This is a genomic window from Stenotrophomonas sp. PS02297, from assembly GCF_029959705.1.
Taxonomy (GTDB): Bacteria; Pseudomonadota; Gammaproteobacteria; order Xanthomonadales; family Xanthomonadaceae; genus Stenotrophomonas; species Stenotrophomonas nitritireducens.
The window spans coordinates 65,355-89,651 of sequence record NZ_JASCOS010000005.1; the positions used below are offsets into that span (position 1 = coordinate 65,355).

Here is a 24,297-nt window from a genome sequence, read left to right on the forward strand (position 1 = left end):
GCAGGATAGGACTTCGAGGTAATCCATGGCGCTGGGCAAACGCGGCTGTCTTCTGGCGGTATTGATGCTGCTGATGACACTGGCCGGAATCGTGGCTGGCGTGGGCGGCTGGTTCTACTACCGGCAGGTGCAGTTCGCCGATGTCCGGCTCACGCCGAGCGAGCAGAGCGTGGTGGTCGCCAGCGGCGATGGTTTCAACGCGGTGCTGGGCAAGCTGCGCCACGCAGGCATCGCTGAAGGCAGGAACTACCAGTGGCAGCTGCTGGCGCGCCAGCTCGATGCCGCCGGCAAGCTCAAGGCCGGCGAATACGCGCTGGACGCCGGCCTCACCCCGCGCGAACTGCTGCTGCGCATGCGCCAGGGCAAGGTGCTGCAGCACCGCGTGACCTTCGTCGAAGGCTGGAACATCCGCCAGCTGCGCGCCGCATTGCAGCGCGCCGAACCGCTGCGGCACGAAACCGATGGGCTGGACGACGCCGAGCTGATGCGCCGCCTCGGTTTCCCCGACCAGCATCCGGAAGGTCGTTTCCTGCCGGAGACCTATGTCTACCAGCGCGGCGACAGCGACCTGGACGTGCTCAGGCGCGCCCATGCGGCGATGGAAAAGGAACTGGCTGCGGCCTGGGCCGCGCGCAGCGACGACCTGCCCCTGGCCTCGCCCTACGAGCTGCTGGTGCTGGCCTCGATCATCGAGAAGGAAACCGGACTGGCCGCCGAGCGTCCGCGGATCGCCGGCGTGTTCGCGCGCCGGTTGAAGATGGGCATGCGCCTGCAGACCGACCCGACCGTGATCTACGGCATCGGCAGCGCCTACGACGGCAACATCCGCAAGATCCACCTGACCACCGACACGCCGTACAACACCTACACGCGCGCCGGCCTGCCGCCCACGCCCATCGCCATGCCCGGCAAGGAGGCGCTGCAGGCCGCCGCGCAGCCGGCGCCGGGCGATGCGCTGTACTTCGTCGCGGTGGGCGACGGCAGCGGCGCCCATGTTTTCTCGGCGACCTATGCCGAGCACAACGCCGCCGTCGCGCGCTACCTGCGCCAGCTGCGCGAAAACCGCACGGCGGAGGAGCGGCAGTGAGCGGGGGTTTCGCGCCCTGGCAGCAGCGCGCCTATGAACAGACGGTGGCGGCGCTGGATGCCGGCCGCCTCGGCCACGGCCTGCTGCTGTGCGGGCCGGCCGGCATGGGCAAGCGCGAAGTGGCGATGGCGCTGGCCAGCCACGTGCTGGGAGCCGGCGTGGACGCGGCCGGCCGCGCGCGCAACGCGCAGCTGATCGCCGCCGGCACCCATCCCGACCTGCAGGTGGTCTCCTTCATTCCCAACAAGACCGGCGACAAGCTGCGCACCGAGATCGTGATCGAACAGGTACGCGAGATCTCGCAGAAGCTCGCGCTGACGCCGCAGTACGGTGTGGCCCAGGTGGTGATCGTCGATCCGGCCGACGCCATCAACCGCGCCGCCTGCAATGCGCTGCTCAAGACGCTGGAAGAGCCGGCGCCGGGGCGCTACCTGTGGCTGGTCAGCGCCGATCCGGCGCGCCTGCCGCAGACCATCCGCAGCCGTTGCCAGCGGCTGGAATTCCGCCTGCCGCCGCGCGAGGAGGCGCTGGCCTGGCTGCAGCGCCAGGGGCATGGCGAAAGCGCGGCGCACGAAGCGCTCGATGCCGCGCGCGGCCATCCCGGCCTGGCCGACCGCTGGCTGCAGGGCGAGGGCATGGCGCTGCGCCGGCAGGTGGCCGATGAACTGGACAAGCTGGCCGCCGGACGCATCGGCGCGGTGGAACTGGCGCAGCGCTGGAGCGGCGACGAACACGCCGACCTGCGCCTGCGCCATGCCGCCGACCTGGCCCTGCGCAGGGCCACGGACGGCTTGACCGATCCGGAGCGATTGAACAAGCTGGCCGTCTGGTTCGATGCCGCCAACCGCACGCGCGACCTGCTGCGCACCACGGTGCGCGCCGATCTGGCCGTGGTTGAGCTGCTGCTGGGCTGGACTGCGGCCAACCAGGTGTCATCCAGAGGGAATATCCGATGAGTGCGACGAACGCCCGCCAGGGCATCCTTTCCCTGGCGGTCAAGGACAAGGCCGCGCTGTACAGCGCCTACATGCCGTTCGTGAAAAACGGCGGCGTGTTCGTGCCCACGCCCAAGCGCTATTTCCCGGGCGACGAGGTGTTCCTGTTGTTGACCCTGCCCGATTCCAGCGAGCGCCTGCCGGTGGCCGGCAAGGTCGTCTGGGTCACGCCGCTGGGCGCGCAGGGCAATCGACAGGCCGGTATCGGCGTGCAGTTGGCCGACGGCGCCGACGGCGAGGCGATCCGCAGCCGGATAGAGACGCTGCTGGCCGGCACCACCGGTTCGGACAAGCCGACCCACACCATGTAAGCCCGGCGGGCGCGCCGGAAGGTCCGGAAAGCGCGCGCATGGAGGCTGCCATCGGCACGGCCGTGGCGGCCTGCGGAAGGGGGCGCAGAAAATTGCATCAATCCGTTGACGTCGCCGCGATTCCTCCTATAATGAGCGGCCCGCAACACGGGCGGTTAGCTCAGCGGTAGAGCATTGCCTTCACACGGCAAGGGTCGCAGGTTCGAACCCTGCACCGCCCACCAGATGCAGCAACGCAGAAAGACCGGCCCAGGCCGGTCTTTCGCGTTTCCGGGCCGGGTGTTTCCCGGGGCCGCAACCGCAGCAGGCGGTGCGTCCTGCGCCGGCGGTTCTGCCCGTGACCCCCGTCCGATGCCGCGCCGAGCGCCGAGCGCCGGGCAGAGGCTCGGCTTTCATGAAGGAGCCTGTCGTCCCGGTATGCCGCGCCGGGCAGGGGCGCCTGACGCCGGGCCATCCGTGGCGCCCGTCGCCCGCGTCGCCCGCATCAGTTCGATGTGTATGGGCCGAATACCGCCTTGACCTGCATCCGCTCGTCGCCATCTTCGAGTACGAACACGCGGTAGCTGTCGCCGCCGGCCGCCGCGCGGATCACCACGTGGCCCTGCGTGCTGCGGGCTTCCTTGTCGATGCCGTAGGTGGTCCGGGCCGTGGCCTCGGAAACATTGGTGACGAAGATGTCGCGTTCATCCGGCCACAGTTCCTTCGACGTGAGCCGGTTCCAGGTGTTCACCGCGGGGTGGCCCTCGGCGCGCGAAGTCACCACGATCACGCGCGGCTGCAGGGGCGCGAGGAATGGAGCGCTGTTGGCGTCCCAGCTGCCATGATGGTTGGCCTTCATCGCATCGATCCTGCCGGCGGCCTCGGCTACCGGCTTTTCCACCTGCTTCCAGCTGCTGGCGGCGCCGGGAATGGCCACGCGTTCGTCGCTCAGGTCGCCGCCGCTGAAGTAGTCGAATTTTCCATAGCGGACGACGAAGGCGTTGCTGAGGATGTTCTCGATCGGCTGCTCGCGCTCCGGGAGTGTTTCCAGGGGAGGGAACAGGTCGCGCGTGCCGTTGCCCTTGCCGCTCCAGACCCGGCCGTTGCTGTAGAGATTCCGGATCTCGAAGGTCGGGTATCTGCCTGCTTCGTGCAGCAGTGCGATCTGGTCGTTGCGGCCCGGGGCGAAGCGCTCGACCTTCAGGCCGCGGTGCGCGATCTGCCAGTCGAGGAACCTGCGGTAGTTGTCGACGGTGGCGCCGCGGATCGGCGCGGGGAAGTCGTAGGTCGGCCAGCCGCGGTCCAGGATCGTGGCGATCGGCACGAATTCCGGGATCAGGGTGATGCCGCTGAGCTGGTAGGCGCCGCCGGGCGCGAGGGGCGAATCCTTGACGATCGCGCCCATGTGATCGCCGTGGAAATGCGATATCAGCGCGTAGTCGATCTTCCCGCGGCCTTTGGGCAGTACGCGCTGGACATAGCGCGCGACCCATTCCCCCGGTGGCCGCGATGCGTCGGGCCGGGTCGGCAGCGAGAACGGCGCTGCTTCCACCGTCTTGCCGCTCGCGTCTTCCAGCAGGGTCGTGCCGTCGGGGAAGATGAAGAACAGGGCGTCGCCGCGCCCGGTGTTCACGTGGTGGATGTCCAGTTCACCTTCGCGCCAGGCGGGCAATGGCTGGCCGACTTCCGGTGGATGCGCGCTGGTACCGCCGGCAAGCGCGAGGAGTGCGATGGAGAGGGTCTGGGTAATCATCTGCTGTCGATGTCGTGTAGGTGGCGGGTTGTCGATGGCGCCGGGGTCTACCCGTAGAAAATCCCCGGGGGAGAGGCCGCCCGGTGCGGCGCCGGAAGGAAGCCTGGGTTCGTTCCAGGAGGGCGCCGTCATGCCCGGTGCAGCTTCGGCGCGTGCGGCTCGACGATGAAGCTGGCGCGGGTGGAAAGCCGGCCGCCCTTGCGCTGCACCTGGTCCATCACCTTGATGTCCGTGCGCCATTCCGTGGCCGTGATGTCGTAGGTGTGGTAACCGCGCAGGTTGTCGATCAGCTTCAGGAAGGGATTGTCGGCCTGGCTGAAACGCCGGACGCTGGGGGAGTCCACGGCGCCATCGCCGTTGGATGAGATCGAGGTGGCCAGGAACTCGGTCGCTACTGCCGGGCCATCGCGTTCGTCGTCGCGCAGCGGCACTTCGGCAACGGCGTTCATGTGCGCATCGCCCGTGGCGATCACCACGTTGGTGAGTTTCCTGTCGCTGATGCCCTGGACCAGGCGGCGGCGCGAATCCGGGAATCCATCCCATTTGTCCTCATAGGGGCCGTGCAGGCCTCCCTCCGGCTCGCGTCCCTGCAGCGGCATCACCCATACCTGCTGCGCGATCAGGTTCCAGCGTTTGCCGGCGTCCAGCCCGGAGTGCAGCCAGGCTTCCTGTGCCGGGCCGAGAATGCTGGAGTCCTTGCCCTGCTCGAACCTGCATTTGGCCAGCGCCTTCGGGTTGGGGCAGATCTGGTTGCTGCGGTAGCTGCGCGTATCCAGCACGTGCATGCGCAGCAGGTTGCCGTAGTCCAGACGCCGGAAATACGCGGTGCCGCCGTCGGCGCGCGGAAACTGCGTGCGCCGCACCGGCGAATTCTCGTACCAGGCCTGCATGGCATGGAACCTGCGCAATGCGAACAGTTCCGGTGGCGTGCGGTCCTGGTCCCATATGCCGTTCCAGTCGTTGTCCACCTCGTGGTCGTCGAAGGAGGCGATGAAGGCGACGGACGCGTGCGCGGCCTGCAGGTCCGCGTCGCTCTTGTACTGCGCATAGCGGCGCCGGTAGTCGTCGAGCGTATAGAGCTCGTCGCCATGGTGCAGGCGCTCGACCACGTCGCCGGATGCATCGCGTATCTGGTAGCCGGATTTCCGCGCCGCCGCCTCACTGCCCTCGTAGATGTAGTCGCCGTAGTGGAACAGGACGTCGAGTCCGGGTTCCTCGCTTATATGCCGGTATGCATCGAACCAGCCATGGAAGTAGGCCTGGCAGCCGGCCACGGCGATGCGCAGGCGCCCGGGCGTGTCGCCGGCGCGCGGCGCGGTGCGTACCGTGCCGATGGCGCTGGCTTCGCCGCCCTCGACGAAGAAGCGGTACCAGTAAGGACGCGACGGCTTCAGCCCGGAGACTTCCACGTGCACGCTGTGGCCGAGTTCGGGCCGTGCCAGATGCTCGCCGCTCTGCACGATCTTGCCGAACCGCTCGTCCTCGGCGACCTGCCATTTCACCGGTACCGCGAGCATCGGCATGCCGCCATGCTCGTGCAGCGGCTTGGGCGCCAGCCGGGTCCAGATCACGAAGCCATCCGGCCACGGATCGCCGGAGGCCACGCCGAGGGTGAACGGATAGCCGTCGAGCTTCGGCGCGGCCCGGGCGTTGCGTACCGGCGCCAGGCCGGCGAACAGGGCCAGCGAGCTGGCGCCGAGCAGGAACCTGCGGCGGCTCAGTTCGGGAAACGTGCGCATGGTTTTCCTCGATATGCAGGGAGTGGAGATGGCGCGCGCCGTCGCCGACGCGCGCCGTGACGACGCATCGCGGTCCGGCTCAGAAGCGGGCGCGGATGCCGATCGATGCCTTCTGGCCGCTGTAGATGTCGATCTGGCTGTGGTGGCCGCTGCTGCCCGGCCATATCTCGTCGTTGGAGTACCAGGTGCCGCGGTGCCGGCCGAGGAGGTTGTTCACCGAGAAATAGGCTTCCAGGCCCATGACATTTCCCTTCGTCTTCCTGATGAAGGTGTAGCTGCCGGACATGTTGACCTCGACGTAGGGGATGAAGGGCTGGGACTGGGTGATGGTCCCGCCCGGCGTGGCGATGCTGCCGGTCTGGCCGCGGTCCTTCTCGTTGGAATAGACGCTGTTGAGGTTCAGCCGCATGCGCCCGTACTTCCAGCCGAGGCCGAGCTGGGCGACCTGCGAAGCCACGCGCGCCAGCGGTTCGGACGGATTGGCGCGCATGTAGGCGCCGCGCACCGTCAGCCCGCGCAGGACGCCCGGCAGGTAGTCCATGGCATGGTTGAACTCGAGCTGCCAGGCATCGACGCTGATCGCCTCGTCGGACTTGTTGGCGGACGTGCTGAAGATGGCGTGGGCGTATTCGTCGCCGGTATAGCCGAACTCGGCGGCGGAAAGGTTGCGGGCGACGATGCCGTTCCTGATCCGGTTGTGGTAGTAGTTCAATGCGATCAGGCCGACCGGCTCCCAGTACTTCACAGCGCGCAGCGCGAAATTGTCCGAGTACTCCGGTTTCAGGTTGACGTTCGGCGCCGTCACCACCGTCCCGGCCTCGGTTTCGGCCACCGACCACACGCCGGCGATCATGCCTACGTCCGGCCGCTGGATGGCCCGGTTGTAGCCGGCGATCAGGTCGATCCCGCCGTCGAAGGAATACTTCAACGATGCGCTGGGGAAGAAGTCGTCGTACCGGCTCCTGCGCTTGATCCTGTCGTTGGTCAGGTACTGGTATTTCAGGCCGTCGATGGAGGTGGCGCGGCCGGTGGAGGCGTCGACGGCGTAGCCGGCCGCCACGACTTCGCCGGGACGCAGCGGGTCGAACTCGTAGCCGGTGTTGCGGGTCTGCTCCCAGCGCACGCCGAACTGGCCCTTCATGCGCTCGGTGAAGTCGGCCGTTCCCATGAAATAGGCGGACCCGACCTGCTCATCGAGCCTGCGCGAATTCGCGACGTAGGCGTCGTACCAGTTCGCCGCGGTCAGGGCGTTGGTCCACTGCTCCGGGTTGGCCTTCATCATGTCGTACAGCTTGGTCAGGCTGGGCATGTACAGCCTGCCGCCATTCAATGTGGTGACGGTCATGCCGCCGCGGCCGAAGGTGAATTCGTTGTCGCTGCGGATGTGCTCGAGCAGTTCGGCATTGCTGAGCGGGCCGGTATACGTCCACTTCTCCGCGGCAGAGGTGTTCTCGTACGCGTAGCGGGTGGTGGACAGCTTCGCGCCGGCTTTCCACGTCACCGGCACGTTGCCGATGTCCTGGTAGAAACTGAAATCCAGGCTGCCGCCGGTATTGCGCGCTTCGGCGGTCTTGCCGCTCCTGGTGGTGACCGTCGCCGGGCCGCTGAAGGTGTAGCTGGAGGGCAGGCTCCAGTCCGGTCCGCTGGTCTGGACGATGGTCCAGTCCTGGTCGTACTGGCTGCTGCGCGAGGCGCTGAAGTTGCCGGTCGAGGTGACCGGATTGAACGTCTGCACCTGGCCCTTCCGGGTCGAGTCGTACTGGCTGTCCGAGTTCGAGTAGAACAGGTTGCCGGCGAGCCGGAACCGTTCCGTGCTCCATTCGAAGCTCGGTATCAGGTTCCTGCTGTGGCCGAATTTGTAGTTGTAGGTGCTTGCCGTGCTCAGGGTGGTGGAGGTGGCCGTCGATCGGGTGACGAAATCCAGCGACGGGTCGCCCTGCACGCCGCGCGAACGCGCGTTGGTGGTGAAGGTGGGGGCCGGCTGGGCCGCTTCGATGTCGCCGCGGCTGGCCGAAGCCATCAGCGAGAGGATCAGCTGGTCGGTGGCCTTGAAGTCCAGTCCCAGCGAGGCGGCCCTGCGGTTGTACTCGCGTTCGTAGTTGGTGCCGACTATCGAGGTGACCGCATAGGGCTCGGGACTGGCCGCGGTGGGAATGTAGTTGCGGTTGGCGGTCGTCTGCACGTGTTCGATCAGGCTGGTGCTGTCGCTGACTCCCATCGCCACGCCGAGCCGTCCATCGAGGAACACGTCGGCATAGTTGGCTTTGAAGCCGGGAAGGAACTTCCTGCCATAGCCGCCTTCCATGGGGCCGCTGGGGTATTTGTCCCACAGCGCCGAATGGGTGGCGCCGGCGATATCGACGGTGATGCGGCGGCCCTTGGCGTCGAAGGCTTTGCGGGTGCGGATGTCGATGGTGCCGGCCGGCGCATTGGCGTCCATGTCGGCGCCGCTGGTGGTGTACACCGTGATCGAATCGACGCCGGTCAGGGCCGACTGCTCGAAGCTGAAGGTGCGCGAGGCGGAGGCGCCATCGTTGGCATCGACGCCGGCCAGCTTCACGCCGTTGATGGTCACGCCGGTGTACTGCTGCGGCAGGCCGTGGAGCGAAATGTTCCGGGGCACGTCGTCCGCGGTGACGTCGAAGTCCACGCCGGGCATGTTCTTGAGGAATTCGCCCGGATTGCCGTCGATGATCTCGCCGTAGCTGTCGGCCGAGAGCGTGTTGGTGATGTTCATCGACGCGCGCTGCTCCATGATCGCGCGGGCGTCGCCTTCGCGCGCGCCGACCACCTGCAGGGTGTCCAGGGTCGTGTCGGCATCGCCGGCGCTGCGGTCGGCGAGGGTGCTGTAGAGCTCGATGTCCACCCGCTCGCGGCCATCCGTGGCCAGCTGCACGGTTCTTTCCACTTCGCCGAAGCCGGCGTAGCTGACCATGATCCTGACTTCGCCGGCCGGTACGTCGGCCAGCGCGAACTCGCCGCGTTCGCCGGAGTACACGGTGCGGGCGCCGGCGGCGGTGGTGATGCGCACGGCCGCGTTGCGCAGGAATCCGCCCGTTGCCGGGTCGAACACGCTGCCGTTGATGTAGCCCGTTCCTGGAGCCGGCGCAGTGGCCGCTGCCTCCTTCCTGCGCAGGGTGATGACGCTGCCGTCATCGGAACGGATCTCGAGCCCGGTGCCCTGCAGCAACCTGCGCAGGGCGTCGCGCGTATCCATCTGGCCGCTGACGGCCGCGGTGTTGAAGTCCTGCAGCGAACCGGCCGGCGCGATGATCTGCACGCCGGCCTGGCTGGCGAATTCCGGGATCGCATGCACCGCCGGCTGCGCCGGCACGTTGAAGCTGCGCTGTTGTGCCATCGCCGGCGATGCGGAAACCAGTGCCAATACCACGGCGCTGGCCAGGAGGAGCTTCTTCGGTTGGATCATGTCGCTGCTCTTTGTGTGGGGGTGCCCGGTGGGGTCCCTCCATAGAGCTGCGGCGCCGGGCGCTTCCTCCATCTGTCACGAAAAATTCATGCGGCGACCGGAGCCGATGCGATGGCGGCGGCGCGGATCAGCGTTCGCGGCTGACGATCACCACGCCTTCCTGTTGCCGTACCCGGGCACCGAACACCGCGGCCACGGCGCGCGCGAAGCCGACGGGATTGTTGGCGGCGAACAGTCCGGTGATGGGTTCGCCGGCCAGTTCGGGATCGGCGATGACGAGCCGGGTGTCGCTGTAGCGCGAAAAGCTGCGCACCGCATCTCCCAGCGGTTCGCCGCGGAATGCGATCTTGCCGTCGCGCCATGCCAGTTCCTGCTGCAGGTCGGTGGCGGACAACGGCGTGGATCCGGCCTTTCCGTGTCCGGCCGGCATGGACAGGCGCGTGTTGGCGCCGACGGCGGCGAACGATCCGTCGGTGCCGACGGCATCCAGCCGGCCGTTCTGCACCACCAGCTGCGCGGGTTGGCCCTCGAGCCTGCGCACGGCGAACGTCGCCGCGTTCGCATCGAAGCGGTGGCCGTCTATTTCCACCCGCATCGGCATGGCGTTGGCGGCCGCCTCGAAGAACACCTCGCCACGCACGACCTTCACCCGCAGTTGGCCATGCTCTTCATGGATCCTGACAAGGCTCTGGGTATTGAGCGTGAGGGTCGAGCCGTCGGACAGCGGCACGCGGCGCATCTCGCCCTTGGCCGTAGCGTAGGCGGTGGGCACCGGGATGCTGACGAACACCAGCACGGCCAGCAGCAGCGAGGCCGCGGCGGCGCTGGACCAGCGCAGCAGCGCCCGGCGACGGTTACCGCCCTGCCTGGTGCGCGCCAGGGCCGGCGGGGCGGCATTGCCTGGTCCGGCCGCGGGCCCGTGCAGCCGGGCGGTGTCGCCCAAGGCTCCGGCCCGCAGCCAGAGCGCCTTGGCGCGAAGCAGCGCGCCGCGACGGCGGGCGTCGCCCGCCAGCCAGCGCCGGAGCCGTTCCTGGTCGCCGGCGGACAGCGGCGACCGGTCCATCCGCGCGACCCATGAGGCGGCGGCCTGCTCGATTTCACGACTGCTTTCGCGTCCGTCCATTGGTCGACCTCGTTTCCTTGTGCAGCGTGCCGGTGATGGGGGTGGGAGGACTGGTGTTGCCGGTGATCCATTCGCCCAGCCAGCGGATGCCGCGGGAAATGTGCTTCTCCACGGTGCTTTCGGAGAGCCGCATCCGCCTTGCGATCTCGCGCTGCGGCAGGTCGTGCACACGGCGCAGGACGAACGCCTCGCGGGTCTGCTCGGGCATGGCGGCTATCGCACCGGCCAGCTGCCGCAGTTCGTCGCGGTCGATGGCGCTCTCCTCGGGCGTGGCGGCGGCATCGGCGAACTCGACATGGCCGAAATCCTCGATCGCCTGGATCGACACTATCCGGGCGCGGCGCAGGTTGCGTATCACCAGCGATTGAGCGACCTGGAACAGATAGGCGCGCGGATTGAGGATGTCGTCCAGGCGCGCACGCTCGGCCAGGAGCGCGTAGCTCTCCTGGACGATGTCGTCCACATCGAAACCGGCGCTGTGCCGCCGCCCCAGCCATGCGCGCAGCGCAGGCTCGTGCGGCAGGATGTGGCGCAGGAACCAGCGCGTCCTTTCCGTGTCGTCGAGAAGGGCGTCCAATGCCCCCGTCTCTTCAATTGAACACGACAAGCGATCTTCCCCGGAGCGGCCGGCCCGGCACGCAGGGGCGGGATCATGCCGTCGCATGGGTTGCAGCCCGGTTACAGCCCGTCCCGGGATCCGCTGTGGTCCGGTCCGGACTCAAGGTGGCGCGGCATCGGCGGCATGCGGCGGAAGTCCGCGGCCATGCCCGGCGTGGATGCCGTCGATGGTGGTGCGGATGGGTGCGCGGGGTGTTCGGGCGTGCCTGGCGGCCGGTCGCGCCGCGCCGGAACGGTGGCCGTTTGTTTCACTCGGCTTTCCGCGCCCTGCACGCTATCGTTGCGCCGCCGGAAGGTGGAGCAGGATGGAGCGGGCGCGATGGTGGCAGGCGACAGTACGGAAGAGCAGGGAGAGGGCGCGGTGGTTGCTTGGGCCCGCCGACCGGGCGGATGCGGAGGCAGGCTTGGCAATAAATGAGGAAGGGCGGCTGCGGCGCATCCTGCGCGGGATGGGCGGCCTTGCGCTGACGCTGGTCTGCCTGGCCGTGGGTGCATGGGGTTGCCTGGCGCTGTGGTTCCAGTTCCCGGGCAGTGCCGTCGCCCGGGTGGTGGCGATCCTGGTCTGGTGCATCCCCTGGGTCTGGGCGCTGCGTGCCAGCTTCGCGCGGAGGCGGCGCTGGCATTCGCTCGCGGTGTTCGCCGCGGGCTTCGTGCTGCTGCTCGGCTGGTGGGCGACGATCCAGCCGCGGCAGGACCGGCAGTGGGCCGACGACGTCGCGCAGCCGCTGCATGCCCGCATCGAGGGCGACCGCCTGCTGCTGGACAACGTGCGCGATTTCCACTGGCGCACGCAGGACGACTACGACATCCGCTGGGAGCGGCGCGAGTACGACCTGTCGCAGGTGCGTTCGGTCGACCTGATCCTTTCCTACTGGATGGGGCCGGCGATCGCGCACACGCTGGTTTCCTTCGGTTTCGCCGATGGCCGGCAGCTGGTGTTCTCGCTGGAGATCCGCAAGGAGCGCGGCGAATCGTTCTCCGCGCTGGGCGGCTTCTTCCGCAGGTTCGAGGCGGTGCTGGTGGCCGCCGACGAGCGCGACATCGTGCAGGTGCGCACCAGCGTGCGCGGCGAGGATGTCTATCTGTACAGGCTGCATGGCCTGGACCAGGACGAGATGCGCGAGCTGCTGCGTTACTACGTCGGGCAGGCGCAGGCGCTGGAACGCGCGCCGGCGTTCTACAACACGCTGACCAGCAACTGCACCACCATCGTCTACGAGCTGATGCACCGGATCGTGCCGACGTTGCCGCTGGACTACCGGCTGCTGCTTTCCGGCTACCTGGCCGAGTACGCCGCCGACGTGGGCGGGCTGACGCCCGGCGTCGCATACGCGCGGCTGCACGAGCGCGGGCGCATCACCCTGCGCGCGCGCGAGGCGGGCGACACGCCCGATTTTTCCCGGAGGATCCGCGAGGGCATCCCCGGCATTCCCGAGGGAGAGGTTCCATGACGCAGGGACTGCAGGCGCGCGCGCGCCGCTGGCTGGTTCCGCTGCTCGCCGCGGCGCTGCTGCTGTCCAGCGGCTGCGCGATGGTGAAGGTCAAGCAGGTCACGCCTGCCGACTACGCGATGCTCAAGCGCGACGACATCCTCAACAGCGGCCGCCTGAGCGCGCTGTCGCAGGAGTCGCTGAGCGTCATCGGCCTGACCTCCGCGCAGTGCGCCAAGGACCTGCCCGCCTGCCGGCAGACGGTGGCCACCATCGAGGGACTGCAGGCCGAACAGCGGCTGTCCACCCTGGCGGAGCTGTGGATGCAGCAGGCGCTGGCGCTGACACCCAGGGCCAAGGTGGGTGAAGCCACGCTGCTGCCGGACGCCGCGCTGGATGCCTGGCTGGAAACCGCGCGCTATTCCTATGCCTACCTGTTCTTCAGTGGCCGCACGCCGGCCGAGCGCGCGCTGGAAGACCGGCTCACCCAGGTGCGCGACTACTACAACTACGCCGCCGAGCAGACCGCGTCGGTCGTGTTCCAGCACACCCGCGCCCGCGCGCTGGAGGGCGCCGACTACCTCAGTCCGGTACAGGTGGGCCGCTGGACCATCCGCTCAGATTTCGAGCGGCTGCCGTTGAACGGCATCCCGCGGCAGCTGGTGTCGGCCACGGCGGTGAGCTTCGCCGGCCTGCGCAGTACCTATCGCCGCGACGGTTTCGGCGCCGAACTGGTGGTGGTGATGGAGGCGCCTTCGCTGGCGCTTCCGGTGGAGGGCGAGGGCCGGGACGCGTCGCCGGTGTTCAGCGAGATGCCGGCGATCAACGCCACCGCGCTGCTGCGCTTCGGCGGAAGCACCCTGGAGGAGGTGCTGGCCACGCGCGACATCCGCCTGGAGGCCTGGTCGCCCGACGCCACCACCAGCATCCAGCTGGAAGGCCAGCAGGTGCCGTTGGCGGCCAATTTCACCGCGGCCTACGGCATGTGGATGGCGCAGTCCGGTTTCGCCACCGAATCGCTGCGCACCCTGTTCGGTCGCGGCGAGGGCATCCGCGAGCCGCATATCTACCTGATGCAGCCGTACGATCCGGACCGTCGCATCATTTTCATGCTGCATGGCCTGGCCAGCAGCCCGGAAGCCTGGGTGAACCTTGCCAACGAGATCATGGGCGATCCGGAAATGCGCCGGCATTACCAGATCTGGTCGGTCTACTACCCGACCAACGCGCCCATCGCGCTGAACCGCTACACCATCAGCAACGCCTTCAACCAGACGCTGGACCACTTCGACCCGAAGCGCCGCGCCGCGGCGACGCACGACATGGTGTTCATCGGCCACAGCATGGGCGGGGTGATCGCGCGGCTGATGCTCAGCGAGTCGGGCGACACGCTGTGGAACGGCGCGGTGGAGCGCTTCAACCTGCGGGGCGAGCGGTTGCGCCGGGTCGAGGCGCGGCTGGGGCCGCTGGCGCGCTTTTCGCCGCAGCCCGATGTCGGGCGCGCGGTCTTCATCGCCTCGCCGCACCGCGGCACCGACATCGCCGGCGACAGGCTCGGGCGCCTGATCGGCAAGCTGGTGCGCCTGCCGCTGACCATCCTGGGCAAGTTCGAGGAAGTGTTCCTGGCCATGCAGGATGCCGGCGAGCCCGGCGGCAAACCCAAGGCGCCACGCATCGGCACCAGCATCGACAACCTCAAGGCGACCGATCCGTTCATCCGCGCGTCGTCGGCGCTGCCGATGGCGCCGCAGGTGAAGTACCACTCGATCATCGCCAAGCGGAAAGCGGACATGCCGCTGGCCGACTCCGACGATGGGCTGGTGCCGTACTGGAGCGCGCACCTGGACGGCGTGCTGTCGGAGAAGGTGATCGTCTCCGGGCACAGCGTGCAGGAAACGCCGGAGGCCGTGCTCGAAGTGCGCCGCATCCTGCGCCAGGACCTGCGCGAACACGGGGACGATGCGGGCCGCTGAGCCAGAGCGGCCGCCGGTGGGCGGCGGCCGTCAGGGGGAGCCGGGGGGCAGCCGTTGCGCGTGATGCGATGCGGTATCGCGGCGGCTGGCCGGGTCGGCGTCAGCCGGCGCCCGCAAGCTCGCGGCCACGCTGCGCGGCCGCGGCCACGGCGTTGCCTACCAGTTCGTGGAAGCCGCCGTCGGCCAGGGTTTCGAGTGCGGCCTGGGTCGTGCCGTTGGGCGAGGTGACGGCCTGGCGCAGGGCGCCCGCGCTTTGCCCACCCTCGGCGAGCATGCGCGCCGCGCCCAGGATCGTCTGCACCACCATCTGCCGCGCGGCCTCGTCCGGCAGACCCTGCGCGCGGGCGGCGTCCTCCATCGCCTCGGCGAGCGCGAAGACATAGGCCGGGCCGCTGCCGGAAACCGCGGTGACCGCGTCCATCAGGGCCTCTTCGTCGATCCAGCGGGTCTGCCCGGCGCCGGCGAGGATGGCCTGTGCGGCCTGCCGGTCGGCACTGCCGACCTCGGCGTCGGCGTAAAGGCCGGTCATGCCCGCACCGAGCAGGGCGGGGGTATTGGGCATGGCACGGACCAGGACGGCGCCGGTCCCCACCCAGTCGCGCAGGGCGGCGAGGGTGATGCCGGCGGCGATGGACACGATCAGGGTGCCGGCGGCGAGCCGCGGCGCCAGTTCGGCGCAGACGGCCGCCATCACCTGCGGCTTGACCGCCAGCACCACGACCTGCCCGTCCAGTGCCGCCGAAGCGATGGCGCTGGCCGTGCGCACGCCGTGCTCCTGCTGCAGGGTCTGGCGCAGGGCGACCTGGGGTTCCACGACCTCGATGGAGCTCGTGGGCACGCCTGCCCGGGTCAAGCCGGCGATCAGGCTGCGGGCCATGTTGCCCCCGCCGACGAAGGTGATGCCGGAGGGAAGGGAGGACGTCTCTTGATTGCCGCTCATGCAAGCCTCGGTAGCGATGGGATGGCCGGTTTACCGGGTGTCCGGCGGAGAACTGCCGCCCGGCCCGCGGACAGTGTAGCCAACCCGGCTGGAGAGGGTGGCCGGCAGGCCGGGCGGCCGGGGCGAGGGGGCGCCTGGGCCGGCGGCGATCGGTCCGCCCCCGGCCGCCCGTACCGGCCGCGGAAGCGGCCGTGACGCGCTGCCTGCAATCGGCGGAGGCGGATCGACCTCTTACGCCGGAGGGCTATACTGCGTGCCAGGGGAAACACCTTCCAGCCATCCGCAACCTCGGGGAAACACAGCGTATGGACATCGCTGAACTTCTGGCGTTCTCGGTCAAGAACAAGGCCTCGGACCTGCACCTGTCCGCCGGCCTGCCGCCGATGATCCGCGTCGACGGCGACGTACGCCGCATCAACATCCCGGCACTGGACCACAAGCAGGTCCATGCACTGGTGTACGACATCATGTCGGACAAGCAGCGCCGCGATTACGAGGAATTCCTCGAGGTCGACTTCTCCTTCGAGATTCCCTCGCTGGCGCGCTTCCGCGTCAACGCGTTCAACCAGAACCGCGGCGCCGGCGCGGTGTTCCGTACCATTCCCTCGGAAGTGCTGACCCTGGAAGACCTCGGTTGCCCGCCGGTGTTCCGCCAGCTGATCGAGCAGCCGCAGGGCCTGATCCTGGTCACCGGCCCGACCGGCTCGGGCAAGTCGACCACGCTGGCGGCGATGGTGGACCACGTCAACAAGAACGAATACGCCCACATCCTCACCGTCGAGGACCCGATCGAATTCGTGCACACCCCGCAGAAGTGCCTGATCAACCAGCGCGAGGTGCACCGCGACACGCACGGTTTCAACGAGGCCCTGCGCTCGGCGCTGCGCGAGGATCCGGACTACATCCTGGTCGGCGAACTCCGCGATCTGGAAACCATCCGCCTGGCACTGACCGCCGCGGAAACCGGCCACCTGGTGTTCGGCACCCTGCACACCAGTTCCGCGGCCAAGACCATCGACCGCATCATCGACGTGTTCCCGGCCGGCGAGAAGCCGATGGTGCGCTCGATGCTGTCCGAGTCGCTGCGCGCGGTGATCTCGCAGGCGCTGCTGAAGAAGGTCGGCGGCGGCCGCATCGCCTCGCACGAGATCATGGTGGCCACCCCGGCGATCCGCAACCTGATCCGCGAGGACAAGGTCGCGCAGATGTATTCGGCCATCCAGACCGGCCAGCAGGTGGGCATGCAGACGCTCGACCAGAACCTGCAGGACCTGGTCAAGCGCAGCCTGATCACCCGCAACCAGGCCCGCGAATACGCCAAGGACCGGCGCCTGTTCGAATAAGGCGGGGTGGCGGCGCGGGAGGCCGCGTCGCCGTCGCGCCGGGGAAGGCGTACAGTCGTTACCGGCAGCGCCGTCATCCAGGGGGGGGCGGCGCCGGCATGCAGATCACGGTTCCACAGGAGCCCATCATGAGCACCATCGATTTCACCTCGTTCCTCAAGCTGATGGCGCACCAGAAGGCGTCGGACCTGTTCATCACCGCCGGCATGCCGCCGTCGATGAAGGTGCACGGCAGGATCAGCCCGATCACGCAGACGCCGCTGACCCCGCAGCAGAGCCGCGACATGGTGCTCAACGTGATGACGCCGGCGCAGCGCGAGGAGTTCGAGAAGACCCACGAGTGCAACTTCGCCATCGGCCTGTCCGGCGTGGGCCGCTTCCGCGTCAGCTGCTTCTACCAGCGCAACCAGGTCGGCATGGTGCTGCGCCGGATCGAGACGCGCATCCCGACGGTGGACGAATTGAACCTGCCGCCGGTGATCAAGACGCTGGCCATGACCAAGCGCGGCATCATCCTGTTCGTCGGCGCCACCGGCACCGGCAAGTCGACCTCGCTGGCGGCGATGATCGGCTACCGCAACCAGAACTCGACCGGGCACATCATCACCATCGAGGACCCGATCGAATTCGTGCACAAGCACGAGGGCTGCATCATCACCCAGCGTGAGGTCGGCATCGACACCGACAGCTGGGAAGCGGCGTTGAAGAACACCCTGCGCCAGGCGCCGGACGTGATCATGATCGGCGAGATCCGCACCCGCGAAGGCATGGACCATGCCATCGCCTTCGCCGAGACCGGCCACCTGGTGCTGGCCACGCTGCACGCCAACAACGCCAACCAGGCGATGGACCGCATCATCAATTTCTTCCCGGAGGACCGCCGCAGCCAGCTGCTGATGGACCTCTCGCTCAACCTCAAGGGCGTGGTCGCGCAGCAGCTGGTGCCGACGCCGGACGGCAAGGGCCGCCGCGTGGCGATGGAAATCCTGCTGGGCACGCCGCTGGTGCAGGACTACATCCGCGACGGCGAGATCCACAAGCTCAAGGAAGTGATGAAGGACTCGGTGCAGCTGGGCATGAAGACCTTCGACCAGAGCCTGTTCGAGCTGTACCAGGCCGGCGAGATCAGCTACGACGACGCGCTGCGCTACGCCGATTCGCAGAACGAGGTGCGCCTGCGCATCAAGCTCTCGCAGGGCGGCGACGCCAAGACCCTTTCGCAGGGGCTGGACGGCGTGGAGATCGCGGGTACGCGCTGAGCCGCAGCCTGCTCGCATCGTGAAGCCCGGCCTCATGGCCGGGCTTCGTTTTTGTGCCGGGCGCTACCTTCAGCCGCGCAGCCAGGGAGGCGAGGTCGCGCGGATGTCGGCCATCACCGGACAATCGTCGCGGTGCGCGCCGGGCAGGTAACCCAGGCTCATCAGGAATTCGCCGGTGATCTCGCCGCCGGTGAAGCGGAAGGTCTTTTTGAACAGCTTCACCCAGTCGGCCTTGGGCCGCGGGTGGTGCGCATCCAGCCATTGCGCGAAACCGCCGTGCGAATCGCGCAGGCCGCGGATCACGTTGGCGTTGTGGATGGCGGCCAGCACCTTGAGCCGGTTGCGGATGATGCCGGCGTCGTCCAGCAGGCGGGCGATGTCGGCCTCGCCGTAGGCCGCCACGGTATCCACGTCGAAGCCATGATAGGCGCGGCGGAAACCCTCGCGCTTGCGCAGGATGGTTTCCCAGCTCAGGCCGGCCTGGTTGATCTCCAGCAGCAGGCGCTCGAACAGCTCCTGTTCCGCGCGCTGCGGGAACCCGTATTCGTGGGCGTGGTAGTGGGCATGGACCGGATGGCCGGGCGCGATGTCGCAGTAGGCGCTCATGGGCGGCGATGGACCGTGGGCGGGCCAGTATAGGGCGCGGGCCGGCGCCGCACTTGCCCGCGGGCAGCGCCTCGCGCATCGTGCCGTTGCCCCCCAGCAGAACCGGATTCCAGATGCCGCGGCCCTTCGTCGTTCGTTTGCTCCAAGTTCCGCCTGCGGCCATGCGATGGCTGCGCGATGTCCCCATCGACGATCCGGTGGACCGCCGCAATGCGCCGGTGATCCAGGTGATCGCCCTGCTGCTGGCGGCACTGCCGCCGCTGATGTGGCTGCTGCGCGCCGTGGTGCCGGGCGTGCCCTGGCGGCCCGGCGAGGTCGTTTCGATGCTGGTGGGGCTGTCGGTCAGCGCCCTGGCAGCGCTGAGTTTCCGGCTGGTGCGCGGCGGGCATTTCGTCGCCGCGTCGCGCCTGTTGCTGCTCGGTTTCGCCGTGTCGGCGCTGCTGGCCCATGCCGCCACCGGTTTCGCCGCGCAGCGCTTCGAGCAGCCGTTGCTGGGGGTGTGGATGGCGATCGCCGCGCTCACGCTGGGGCGGGGCGCGCTGTGGCTGATGTATGCGGGCCTGCTTGTGGCGTTCGGCGCCGGGATCGCCGTGGATATCGGCGTGCATGGCGAGATGGCCGCGCGCCTGACCGACCTGGCGGTCAGCGCGGCGATCTTCCTGATGCTGTCGATCGTGCTGGACCGCAGCTCCACCGCGCTGCGCGACAGCCTGCGCGAAGCCATGGCGCGCGGCCAGGCGCTGCAAGCCGCCAATGCGCGGCTGCAGGCGGAGATGGCCGAGCGCGAACGCGTCCATGCGCAGCTGGTCCAGGCGCAGAAGACCGAGGCCATGGGACGCCTGGCCAGCGGCGTGGCGCACGATTTCGGCAACCTGGTGGGCATCATCCGCGGCCACGCGCACCGCGGCCTGGGCGCGGACGACGAGACACGCATGCGCGACGCGCTGGCCGGGGTGGAATCGGCCGCGACCCGCGCGGCCGTGCTTACCCGCCGCCTGCTGGCGTTCTCGCGCGCGGACGAGGAGACGCGCGAGTGGTTCGGTCCGGCGAATGCGATCGCCGGCCTGGAACCGCTGCTGCGCCAGCTGCTGTCGCCGGCGGTAACGATCCGCATTTCCCTGGCCGCGCCCTTGCCGGACATCCATTTCGACCGCATCCGTTTCGAACTGATGGTGCTCAACATCGCCGCCAATGCCGACCACGCGATGCCCGCGGGCGGTACGTTCAGCGTGAGCGCGCGCCAGGACGCGCAGGGCTGCCTGCTGCTGGCCTTCGGCGACGAGGGCGCCGGCATGGAGGCGGCGGTGCTGGCGCGCATCTTCGAGCCGTTCTTCACCACCCGGCCACGCGGGCAGGGCACGGGGCTGGGACTGTCGGTGGTCAAGGAACTAGTGGAAGCCGGGGGCGGCAGCGTCCATGCCGAGAGCGAGCCGGGCCGGGGCAGCGTGTTCTTCCTGCGCATTCCCGGACGGGTGCCGGCGGGGCGGCATGTCGTCGCGGCGTGAGCGCGGCAGGGCGGGGCTGCGTGGGTGACGGTAGAATGCCGCCATGCCCACGCACTTCGACAACCTGGCCAATCACCTGCTGGTCGCCTTGCCCTCGCTGACCGATTCGGCATTCGCGCGCAGCGTCGCGCTGGTCTGCCAGCACGACGACAACGGCGCGATGGGCGTGGTGGTCAACCAGCCATCGGAATACACGCTGGGCGAAGTGCTCTCGCAGATGGAGATCGACACCGGCGACGAGCGCCTGCGCACGGTGCCGGTGCTCAACGGCGGTCCGGTGCATACCGGCCGCGGCTTCGTCATCCACGACGATGCCCGCGACTGGGATTCCAGCCTGGTGGTGGGAGAGGGCCTGTACCTGACCACCTCGCGCGACATCCTCGAGGCGATGGCCCGTGGCGACGGCCCGCGCAATGCGCTGGTTACCCTGGGCTGCGCCGGTTGGGGCGCGGGGCAGCTGGAACAGGAACTGGCCGAGGACAGCTGGCTGACCGTGCCGGCCGACCCGGAGGTGCTGTTCGATGCGCCGCTGGACGAGCGCTGGCAGCTGGCCGCCTCGCGCATCGGCGTGGATCTGTTCCGCATGGCCGGATACAGCGGCCATGCCTGATCCGGCAGCGCTTTCGCCCGACAGCACCGTGCTCGGTTTCGACGTCGGTTCGCGCCGGATCGGCGTGGCCATCGGCAGCGCCTTCAGTGTCGGCGCCCGCGCCCTGGCGGTGATCGACGTGCGTGCCGACGGTCCCGACTGGGCCGCACTGGATCGCCTGCACAAGGAATGGCGGCCGCAGGGCCTGATCGTGGGCGATCCGCTCACCCTCGAAGGCGACGACCAGCCCAACCGCAAGCGTGCCCACGCCTTCGCCCGTCAGTTGCAGCAGCGCTACCGCTTGCCGGTGCTGCTGGTGGACGAGCGCTCCAGTTCGGTGGAAGCGGCGCGCCGTTTCGCCACCGAGCGCGCCGAAGGCCGCAAGCGCCGCCGCGATGCAGCCAATCTCGACGCGGTGGCCGCCGCGGTCATCATCGAACGCTGGCTGTCCTCCCCGGGCGACGCCACTCCTGTTTCCTGACCCCCAAGACCTGCCATGACCGCTTCCCAACTCGATGCCGACGGACGCCTGCGCCACCTGCTGACCCTGGAGGGCCTGCCGCGCGAACACCTGCTGCAGCTGCTGGACCGCGCCGGGCAGATCCGCGATGCGGCGGTGGGAAGGGTCGGCAACAAGCGCGGCGTGCTGGCCGGCACCGCGGTGTGCACGCTGTTCTTCGAACCTTCCACGCGTACCCGCAGTTCGTTCCAGCTGGCCGCGCAGCGGCTGGGCGCGGATGTGCTGAACTTCGACGCCTCCACCTCGTCCACGCGCAAGGGCGAGACCGCCTGCGACACGCTGCGCAACCTGGAAGCGATGGGCGTGCGCGGCTTCGTGGTGCGCCATCCCGATGATGGCGCCGTGGCCGGGCTGGCCGCTGCAGCGGGCGAGGGCACCGCGCTGGTCAATGCAGGCGATGGCCGCAGTTCGCATCCCACACAGGGCCTGCTGGACATGCTGACCCTGCGCCAGGCCAAGGGCCCGGATTTCTCGAAGCTGAAAGTGCTGATCGTCGGCGACGTGAAGCACTCGCGGGTGGCGCGCACTGACCTGCACGCGCTGCGCACGCTGGGCGTGAGCGAGATCCGCGTCTGCGGACCGCAGTCGCTGCTGCCGGACGACGACACGCTTCGCGGCTGCGTTGTCGGGCAGGACTTCGACGCCATGCTCGAAGGCGCCGACGCGCTGATGATGCTGCGCCTGCAGCGCGAGCGCATGGAAGAAGGGCTGGTGCCGTCGCTGGAGCAGTACCACGACGAATACGGGCTGACCGCCACGCGCCTGCGCCGTGCCGCCGCCGACGCGGCGGTCCTGCATCCGGGGCCGATCAACCGCGGCGTCGAAGTCACCGACGAAGTGGCCGACGGCCCGCAGTCGTGGGTCCTGCGCCAGGTCGCCAATGGCGTGGCGGTGCGCATGGCGGTGCTGGAGACGCTGCTGGGCTGACCTGCTCCCGGTAGGGCTGGCCAGCAGCCGGCACTACCGCCTCGGCGTCGGTATCAGCGCTTCTGCGCGAACAGCCAGCGCCACATCGCCGGGTCGGCGTAAGTGGCGTCCCAGGCGTTGTGGTTGCCGTGCGGGTACTCGGTATAGCGCGCGTCGCGGGCGCCCACCGCCTGGAAGGCGGCATGCAGCCTGCGGTCGTCGTCCGGCCGCACCACGTCGTCGCGTGCGCCATGGAAGATCCAGAGCGGCACGTTCTCCAGGCGTCGGGCGATCGCCATGTAGGGATCGGCCTCCTGCGCGACGGCCTCGACGAGCAGGCCCGGGCGCTCGTTGCGCGGGGCGCGCACCGCGCCGCAGACCGGCACGACCGCGGCGAAGCGCGCTGGTTCGGCCAGGGCGATGTTCCAGCTGCCGTAACCGCCCATCGACATGCCGGTCAGGTACTGGCGCTTCGGATCGCCCCCGAATTCGCGGATCGCCGCATCGAGCGCCGCGATCGCCAGGCGATTGTTGCGCCCGCTCCATTCTTCGCCGTCGGCGACCTGCGGCAGCACGGCCAGGGCGGGGAAATCCGCCGCGTGGGCGCGCAGGTAGGGCCCCAGCCCAGCCTCGGTCTGGCGGATGCCGTCGTTTCCGCGTTCGCCGGAACCATGCAGGAACAGCACCACCGGCAAGGCGCCGGGCCCGCGCGCGGCCGCGGCCGGGACGAATACCTGATAGGGCATGCGCATGCCGTCGAGCTCGACGGTGCGGGCGACGAAACGGCCATGGCCGGTGTCGGGGATCGAGGCGCAGCCAGCGATGACGGCCATCAGAAAGAGCAGGGCAAGGCGATGCAGACGGGGAAAGGCCATGGAACGCTCCGCGCCAGGGGTCCGGTCATCGTACTCCGCGGTCCGGCGCCCATACCCGTGCGGTCGCGCATCAGGGGCTGGGCGCGCTGGCGAGGATCGCCAACTGCTCGACGGCCTCGGGATTGCCGGCCGCGGCGGCGGCGCGGACCTGCGCCAGATCGGGATGGAGCACCACCAGCAGCGGGAACTCGCACTGCGGGCAGGCGTATTCGCTCTGCTCGTCGTGCAGTTCCATTTCCATCTGCCGGGAGTTGCCCTGCCATCCGCAGGCGGGGCAGGTGTGGTGGTGTTCGCGCCATCCTGGCTGGTAGTAGTCGGTGAGGGTGGTGGTCATGGCGAAGTGTCCGGCGTGTCGGTCGCATGATATCCGGCGGGCGTGGCCGTCCATCGGGACCGGCGCAGCCGCATGCATGGGTTCGGCTAGAATCGCCGCGCCCGCACGGGCATCCATCCACACAGGAAGTGAACGCATGAAGAAGGGAATCAGGGCCGCCTGCGCTGGCGCCGCCGTACTGGCGGCGATGGCCTGGATGCAGGATGCGCAGGCGCAGCGCGCGCCGTGGTGGGAGCGGCAGAAGGCGGCACAGGCCGCCGCGCAGGCTGCAGAGGGCGATGAAGTCAATGCGCAGGCCGACGCCATGCCACCGCCCGTACGGCAGCCGGTGTCGCAGGCGCCGGCGATCAGGCGCGAGAAGATCGAGGGGCCGGGCTACACGTGGATCGAGGCCGGCGTGGCCCGGCTGGACGTGGACCTGTACGACGTCGGCGAGCACGGCAATGGCGGTTATGCGCGCGGCTCGGTGGCGGTGACCGACAATCTCTACGTCTTCGGCGGATACGACCGGGTGTCCAAGCAGTGGAACATGCAGGGCGAGCGCCTGGAAATCGCCATCGACCAGGCCGAAATCGGTCTTGGCGCGAGCCTTTCCCTGTCCGCGCGCACCGATTTCATCAGCGAGCTGTCGCTGCTGCGGTTGGGAGCGAAGCTGGACTACCGTGACCGGGAATACCCGGAAGATGATTTCAGCGGCCGCGATCACCTGTACGCCGGCAAGCTGATGCTGGGCATCCGCGCCCGGCCGGTGCCGAACCTGGAGCTGTGGGCCAAGGCCGGTTACCTGCGGGTGGACGACAACCTGCTGGTCGATCATTCGATGGTCGGCAACGTCGGCCTGCAGTACCGCTTCACCCCGGAATGGGGCCTGGTGGGCGAAGCGGAGTTCTACGAGGACGTGCGCTTCTACCGCCTGGGCGTGCGCGCCAGCTTCTGACCGGGAAACCGGGCAAGCCGCGCCGGAACCGCAGACGCGGGTTCCGGC

At 68.8% G+C, this 24,297-nt stretch carries 21 protein-coding genes and 1 tRNA gene; 13 read left to right on the plus strand and 9 right to left on the minus strand.

Annotation, left to right across the window (positions count from 1 at the left end; genetic code table 11):
- The first annotated feature begins 25 nt into the window (after positions 1-25).
- From mltG to QMX80_RS02365, 4 genes are all read left to right on the plus strand, one after another.
- Complete coding sequence (gene mltG / locus QMX80_RS02350) at positions 26-1,087, plus strand: endolytic transglycosylase MltG (protein ID WP_282275021.1); 1,062 nt, start codon at positions 26-28, stop codon at positions 1,085-1,087.
- On the plus strand, positions 1,084-2,043 hold the full coding sequence (locus QMX80_RS02355; RefSeq protein WP_282275022.1) for a DNA polymerase III subunit delta': 960 nt from the start codon (positions 1,084-1,086) through the stop codon (positions 2,041-2,043). The genes mltG and QMX80_RS02355 overlap by 4 nt, the downstream gene beginning before the upstream one ends.
- The gene (locus QMX80_RS02360) at positions 2,040-2,393 is read left to right on the plus strand and encodes a PilZ domain-containing protein (protein WP_055767786.1); all 354 of its coding nucleotides are present in this window, start codon (positions 2,040-2,042) and stop codon (positions 2,391-2,393) included. Before QMX80_RS02355 ends, QMX80_RS02360 begins: the two co-directional genes overlap by 4 nt.
- Before the next feature lie 149 nt (positions 2,394-2,542).
- Positions 2,543-2,617 (plus strand) — tRNA-Val (locus QMX80_RS02365).
- A 260-nt stretch (positions 2,618-2,877) separates the two neighbouring features.
- On the opposite strand, the gene QMX80_RS02370 is transcribed toward QMX80_RS02365, so the two are convergent.
- From QMX80_RS02370 to QMX80_RS02390, 5 genes are all read right to left on the minus strand, one after another.
- The gene (locus tag QMX80_RS02370) at positions 2,878-4,125 is read right to left on the minus strand and encodes a hypothetical protein (RefSeq protein WP_282275026.1); all 1,248 of its coding nucleotides are present in this window, start codon (positions 4,123-4,125) and stop codon (positions 2,878-2,880) included.
- A gap of 128 nt (positions 4,126-4,253) precedes the next feature.
- Positions 4,254-5,864, minus strand: coding sequence for an alkaline phosphatase D family protein (locus tag QMX80_RS02375; RefSeq protein WP_282275028.1), 1,611 nt, complete (start codon positions 5,862-5,864; stop codon positions 4,254-4,256).
- A 79-nt stretch (positions 5,865-5,943) separates the two neighbouring features.
- Positions 5,944-9,291, minus strand: coding sequence for a TonB-dependent receptor (locus tag QMX80_RS02380; protein ID WP_282275029.1), 3,348 nt, complete (start codon positions 9,289-9,291; stop codon positions 5,944-5,946).
- Between the two features lie 127 nt (positions 9,292-9,418).
- Positions 9,419-10,414: a FecR domain-containing protein gene (locus tag QMX80_RS02385; RefSeq protein WP_282275031.1), complete on the minus strand. Its 996-nt coding sequence runs from the start codon at positions 10,412-10,414 to the stop codon at positions 9,419-9,421.
- Positions 10,389-10,991 (minus strand): RNA polymerase sigma factor, encoded by a 603-nt coding sequence (locus tag QMX80_RS02390; RefSeq protein WP_055767802.1) that lies wholly within the window; start codon positions 10,989-10,991, stop codon positions 10,389-10,391. Before QMX80_RS02390 ends, QMX80_RS02385 begins: the two co-directional genes overlap by 26 nt.
- 469 nt (positions 10,992-11,460) lie before the next feature.
- Here QMX80_RS02390 and QMX80_RS02395 point away from each other — a divergent pair, with 469 nt between their 5' ends.
- Positions 11,461-12,483: a DUF4105 domain-containing protein gene (locus QMX80_RS02395; RefSeq protein WP_282275044.1), complete on the plus strand. Its 1,023-nt coding sequence runs from the start codon at positions 11,461-11,463 to the stop codon at positions 12,481-12,483.
- Positions 12,480-14,435, plus strand: coding sequence for an alpha/beta fold hydrolase (locus QMX80_RS02400; RefSeq protein ID WP_282275033.1), 1,956 nt, complete (start codon positions 12,480-12,482; stop codon positions 14,433-14,435). Before QMX80_RS02395 ends, QMX80_RS02400 begins: the two co-directional genes overlap by 4 nt.
- A 100-nt stretch (positions 14,436-14,535) precedes the next feature.
- Here the strand turns inward: QMX80_RS02400 and proC are convergent, their stop codons facing one another.
- The gene (gene proC, locus QMX80_RS02405; RefSeq protein WP_055767810.1) at positions 14,536-15,375 is read right to left on the minus strand and encodes a pyrroline-5-carboxylate reductase; all 840 of its coding nucleotides are present in this window, start codon (positions 15,373-15,375) and stop codon (positions 14,536-14,538) included.
- 305 nt (positions 15,376-15,680) lie between these two features.
- Here proC and QMX80_RS02410 point away from each other — a divergent pair, with 305 nt between their 5' ends.
- The gene (locus QMX80_RS02410) at positions 15,681-16,718 is read left to right on the plus strand and encodes a type IV pilus twitching motility protein PilT (RefSeq protein WP_055767813.1); all 1,038 of its coding nucleotides are present in this window, start codon (positions 15,681-15,683) and stop codon (positions 16,716-16,718) included.
- Positions 16,719-16,846: 128 nt separating this feature from the next.
- The gene (locus QMX80_RS02415) at positions 16,847-17,977 is read left to right on the plus strand and encodes a PilT/PilU family type 4a pilus ATPase (protein WP_055768502.1); all 1,131 of its coding nucleotides are present in this window, start codon (positions 16,847-16,849) and stop codon (positions 17,975-17,977) included.
- Between the two features lie 69 nt (positions 17,978-18,046).
- On the opposite strand, the gene QMX80_RS02420 is transcribed toward QMX80_RS02415, so the two are convergent.
- Positions 18,047-18,583 (minus strand): DNA-3-methyladenine glycosylase I, encoded by a 537-nt coding sequence (locus QMX80_RS02420; protein WP_282275036.1) that lies wholly within the window; start codon positions 18,581-18,583, stop codon positions 18,047-18,049.
- A gap of 161 nt (positions 18,584-18,744) precedes the next feature.
- Here QMX80_RS02420 and QMX80_RS02425 point away from each other — a divergent pair, with 161 nt between their 5' ends.
- From QMX80_RS02425 to QMX80_RS02440, 4 genes are read left to right on the plus strand one after another with little or no spacing between them, the layout of a single operon-like run.
- Positions 18,745-20,088 (plus strand): ATP-binding protein, encoded by a 1,344-nt coding sequence (locus QMX80_RS02425; protein ID WP_282275037.1) that lies wholly within the window; start codon positions 18,745-18,747, stop codon positions 20,086-20,088.
- Between the two features lie 43 nt (positions 20,089-20,131).
- Positions 20,132-20,698, plus strand: a complete 567-nt coding sequence (locus tag QMX80_RS02430) for a YqgE/AlgH family protein (protein WP_055767824.1) — start codon at positions 20,132-20,134, stop codon at positions 20,696-20,698.
- Positions 20,691-21,158 (plus strand): Holliday junction resolvase RuvX, encoded by a 468-nt coding sequence (gene ruvX / locus QMX80_RS02435; protein WP_055767827.1) that lies wholly within the window; start codon positions 20,691-20,693, stop codon positions 21,156-21,158. The genes QMX80_RS02430 and ruvX overlap by 8 nt, the downstream gene beginning before the upstream one ends.
- A 15-nt stretch (positions 21,159-21,173) precedes the next feature.
- The gene (locus QMX80_RS02440) at positions 21,174-22,124 is read left to right on the plus strand and encodes an aspartate carbamoyltransferase catalytic subunit (RefSeq protein WP_055767831.1); all 951 of its coding nucleotides are present in this window, start codon (positions 21,174-21,176) and stop codon (positions 22,122-22,124) included.
- A 53-nt stretch (positions 22,125-22,177) separates the two neighbouring features.
- Here the strand turns inward: QMX80_RS02440 and QMX80_RS02445 are convergent, their stop codons facing one another.
- The gene (locus tag QMX80_RS02445) at positions 22,178-22,978 is read right to left on the minus strand and encodes a prolyl oligopeptidase family serine peptidase (RefSeq protein ID WP_282275040.1); all 801 of its coding nucleotides are present in this window, start codon (positions 22,976-22,978) and stop codon (positions 22,178-22,180) included.
- A 70-nt stretch (positions 22,979-23,048) separates the two neighbouring features.
- Entirely contained in the window at positions 23,049-23,312 is a 264-nt protein-coding gene (locus QMX80_RS02450; RefSeq protein WP_282275041.1) for a hypothetical protein, read from the minus strand.
- Positions 23,313-23,448: 136 nt separating this feature from the next.
- Between QMX80_RS02450 and QMX80_RS02455 the strand changes: the two genes are divergently transcribed.
- Positions 23,449-24,249 (plus strand): hypothetical protein, encoded by an 801-nt coding sequence (locus QMX80_RS02455; protein ID WP_282275042.1) that lies wholly within the window; start codon positions 23,449-23,451, stop codon positions 24,247-24,249.
- Positions 24,250-24,297 lie beyond the last annotated feature (48 nt).

What these genes read in the sequence shown, in the direction of transcription:
- QMX80_RS02420 (WP_282275036.1), bottom strand. Translation starts at nt 18,583, where the DNA reads ATGAGCGCCTACTGCGACATCGCGCCCGGCCATCCGGTCCATGCCCAC.
- QMX80_RS02445 (WP_282275040.1), bottom strand. Translation starts at nt 22,978, where the DNA reads ATGGCCTTTCCCCGTCTGCATCGCCTTGCCCTGCTCTTTCTGATGGCC.
- QMX80_RS02410 (WP_055767813.1), top strand. Translation starts at nt 15,681, where the DNA reads ATGGACATCGCTGAACTTCTGGCGTTCTCGGTCAAGAACAAGGCCTCG.
- QMX80_RS02430 (WP_055767824.1), top strand. Translation starts at nt 20,132, where the DNA reads ATGCCCACGCACTTCGACAACCTGGCCAATCACCTGCTGGTCGCCTTG.
- QMX80_RS02380 (WP_282275029.1), bottom strand. Translation starts at nt 9,291, where the DNA reads ATGATCCAACCGAAGAAGCTCCTCCTGGCCAGCGCCGTGGTATTGGCA.
- QMX80_RS02440 (WP_055767831.1), top strand. Translation starts at nt 21,174, where the DNA reads ATGACCGCTTCCCAACTCGATGCCGACGGACGCCTGCGCCACCTGCTG.
- QMX80_RS02370 (WP_282275026.1), bottom strand. Translation starts at nt 4,125, where the DNA reads ATGATTACCCAGACCCTCTCCATCGCACTCCTCGCGCTTGCCGGCGGT.
- ruvX (WP_055767827.1), top strand. Translation starts at nt 20,691, where the DNA reads ATGCCTGATCCGGCAGCGCTTTCGCCCGACAGCACCGTGCTCGGTTTC.
- QMX80_RS02455 (WP_282275042.1), top strand. Translation starts at nt 23,449, where the DNA reads ATGAAGAAGGGAATCAGGGCCGCCTGCGCTGGCGCCGCCGTACTGGCG.
- QMX80_RS02450 (WP_282275041.1), bottom strand. Translation starts at nt 23,312, where the DNA reads ATGACCACCACCCTCACCGACTACTACCAGCCAGGATGGCGCGAACAC.
- proC (WP_055767810.1), bottom strand. Translation starts at nt 15,375, where the DNA reads ATGAGCGGCAATCAAGAGACGTCCTCCCTTCCCTCCGGCATCACCTTC.
- QMX80_RS02415 (WP_055768502.1), top strand. Translation starts at nt 16,847, where the DNA reads ATGAGCACCATCGATTTCACCTCGTTCCTCAAGCTGATGGCGCACCAG.
- QMX80_RS02425 (WP_282275037.1), top strand. Translation starts at nt 18,745, where the DNA reads ATGCGATGGCTGCGCGATGTCCCCATCGACGATCCGGTGGACCGCCGC.
- QMX80_RS02400 (WP_282275033.1), top strand. Translation starts at nt 12,480, where the DNA reads ATGACGCAGGGACTGCAGGCGCGCGCGCGCCGCTGGCTGGTTCCGCTG.
- QMX80_RS02360 (WP_055767786.1), top strand. Translation starts at nt 2,040, where the DNA reads ATGAGTGCGACGAACGCCCGCCAGGGCATCCTTTCCCTGGCGGTCAAG.
- QMX80_RS02375 (WP_282275028.1), bottom strand. Translation starts at nt 5,864, where the DNA reads ATGCGCACGTTTCCCGAACTGAGCCGCCGCAGGTTCCTGCTCGGCGCC.
- QMX80_RS02385 (WP_282275031.1), bottom strand. Translation starts at nt 10,414, where the DNA reads ATGGACGGACGCGAAAGCAGTCGTGAAATCGAGCAGGCCGCCGCCTCA.
- mltG (WP_282275021.1), top strand. Translation starts at nt 26, where the DNA reads ATGGCGCTGGGCAAACGCGGCTGTCTTCTGGCGGTATTGATGCTGCTG.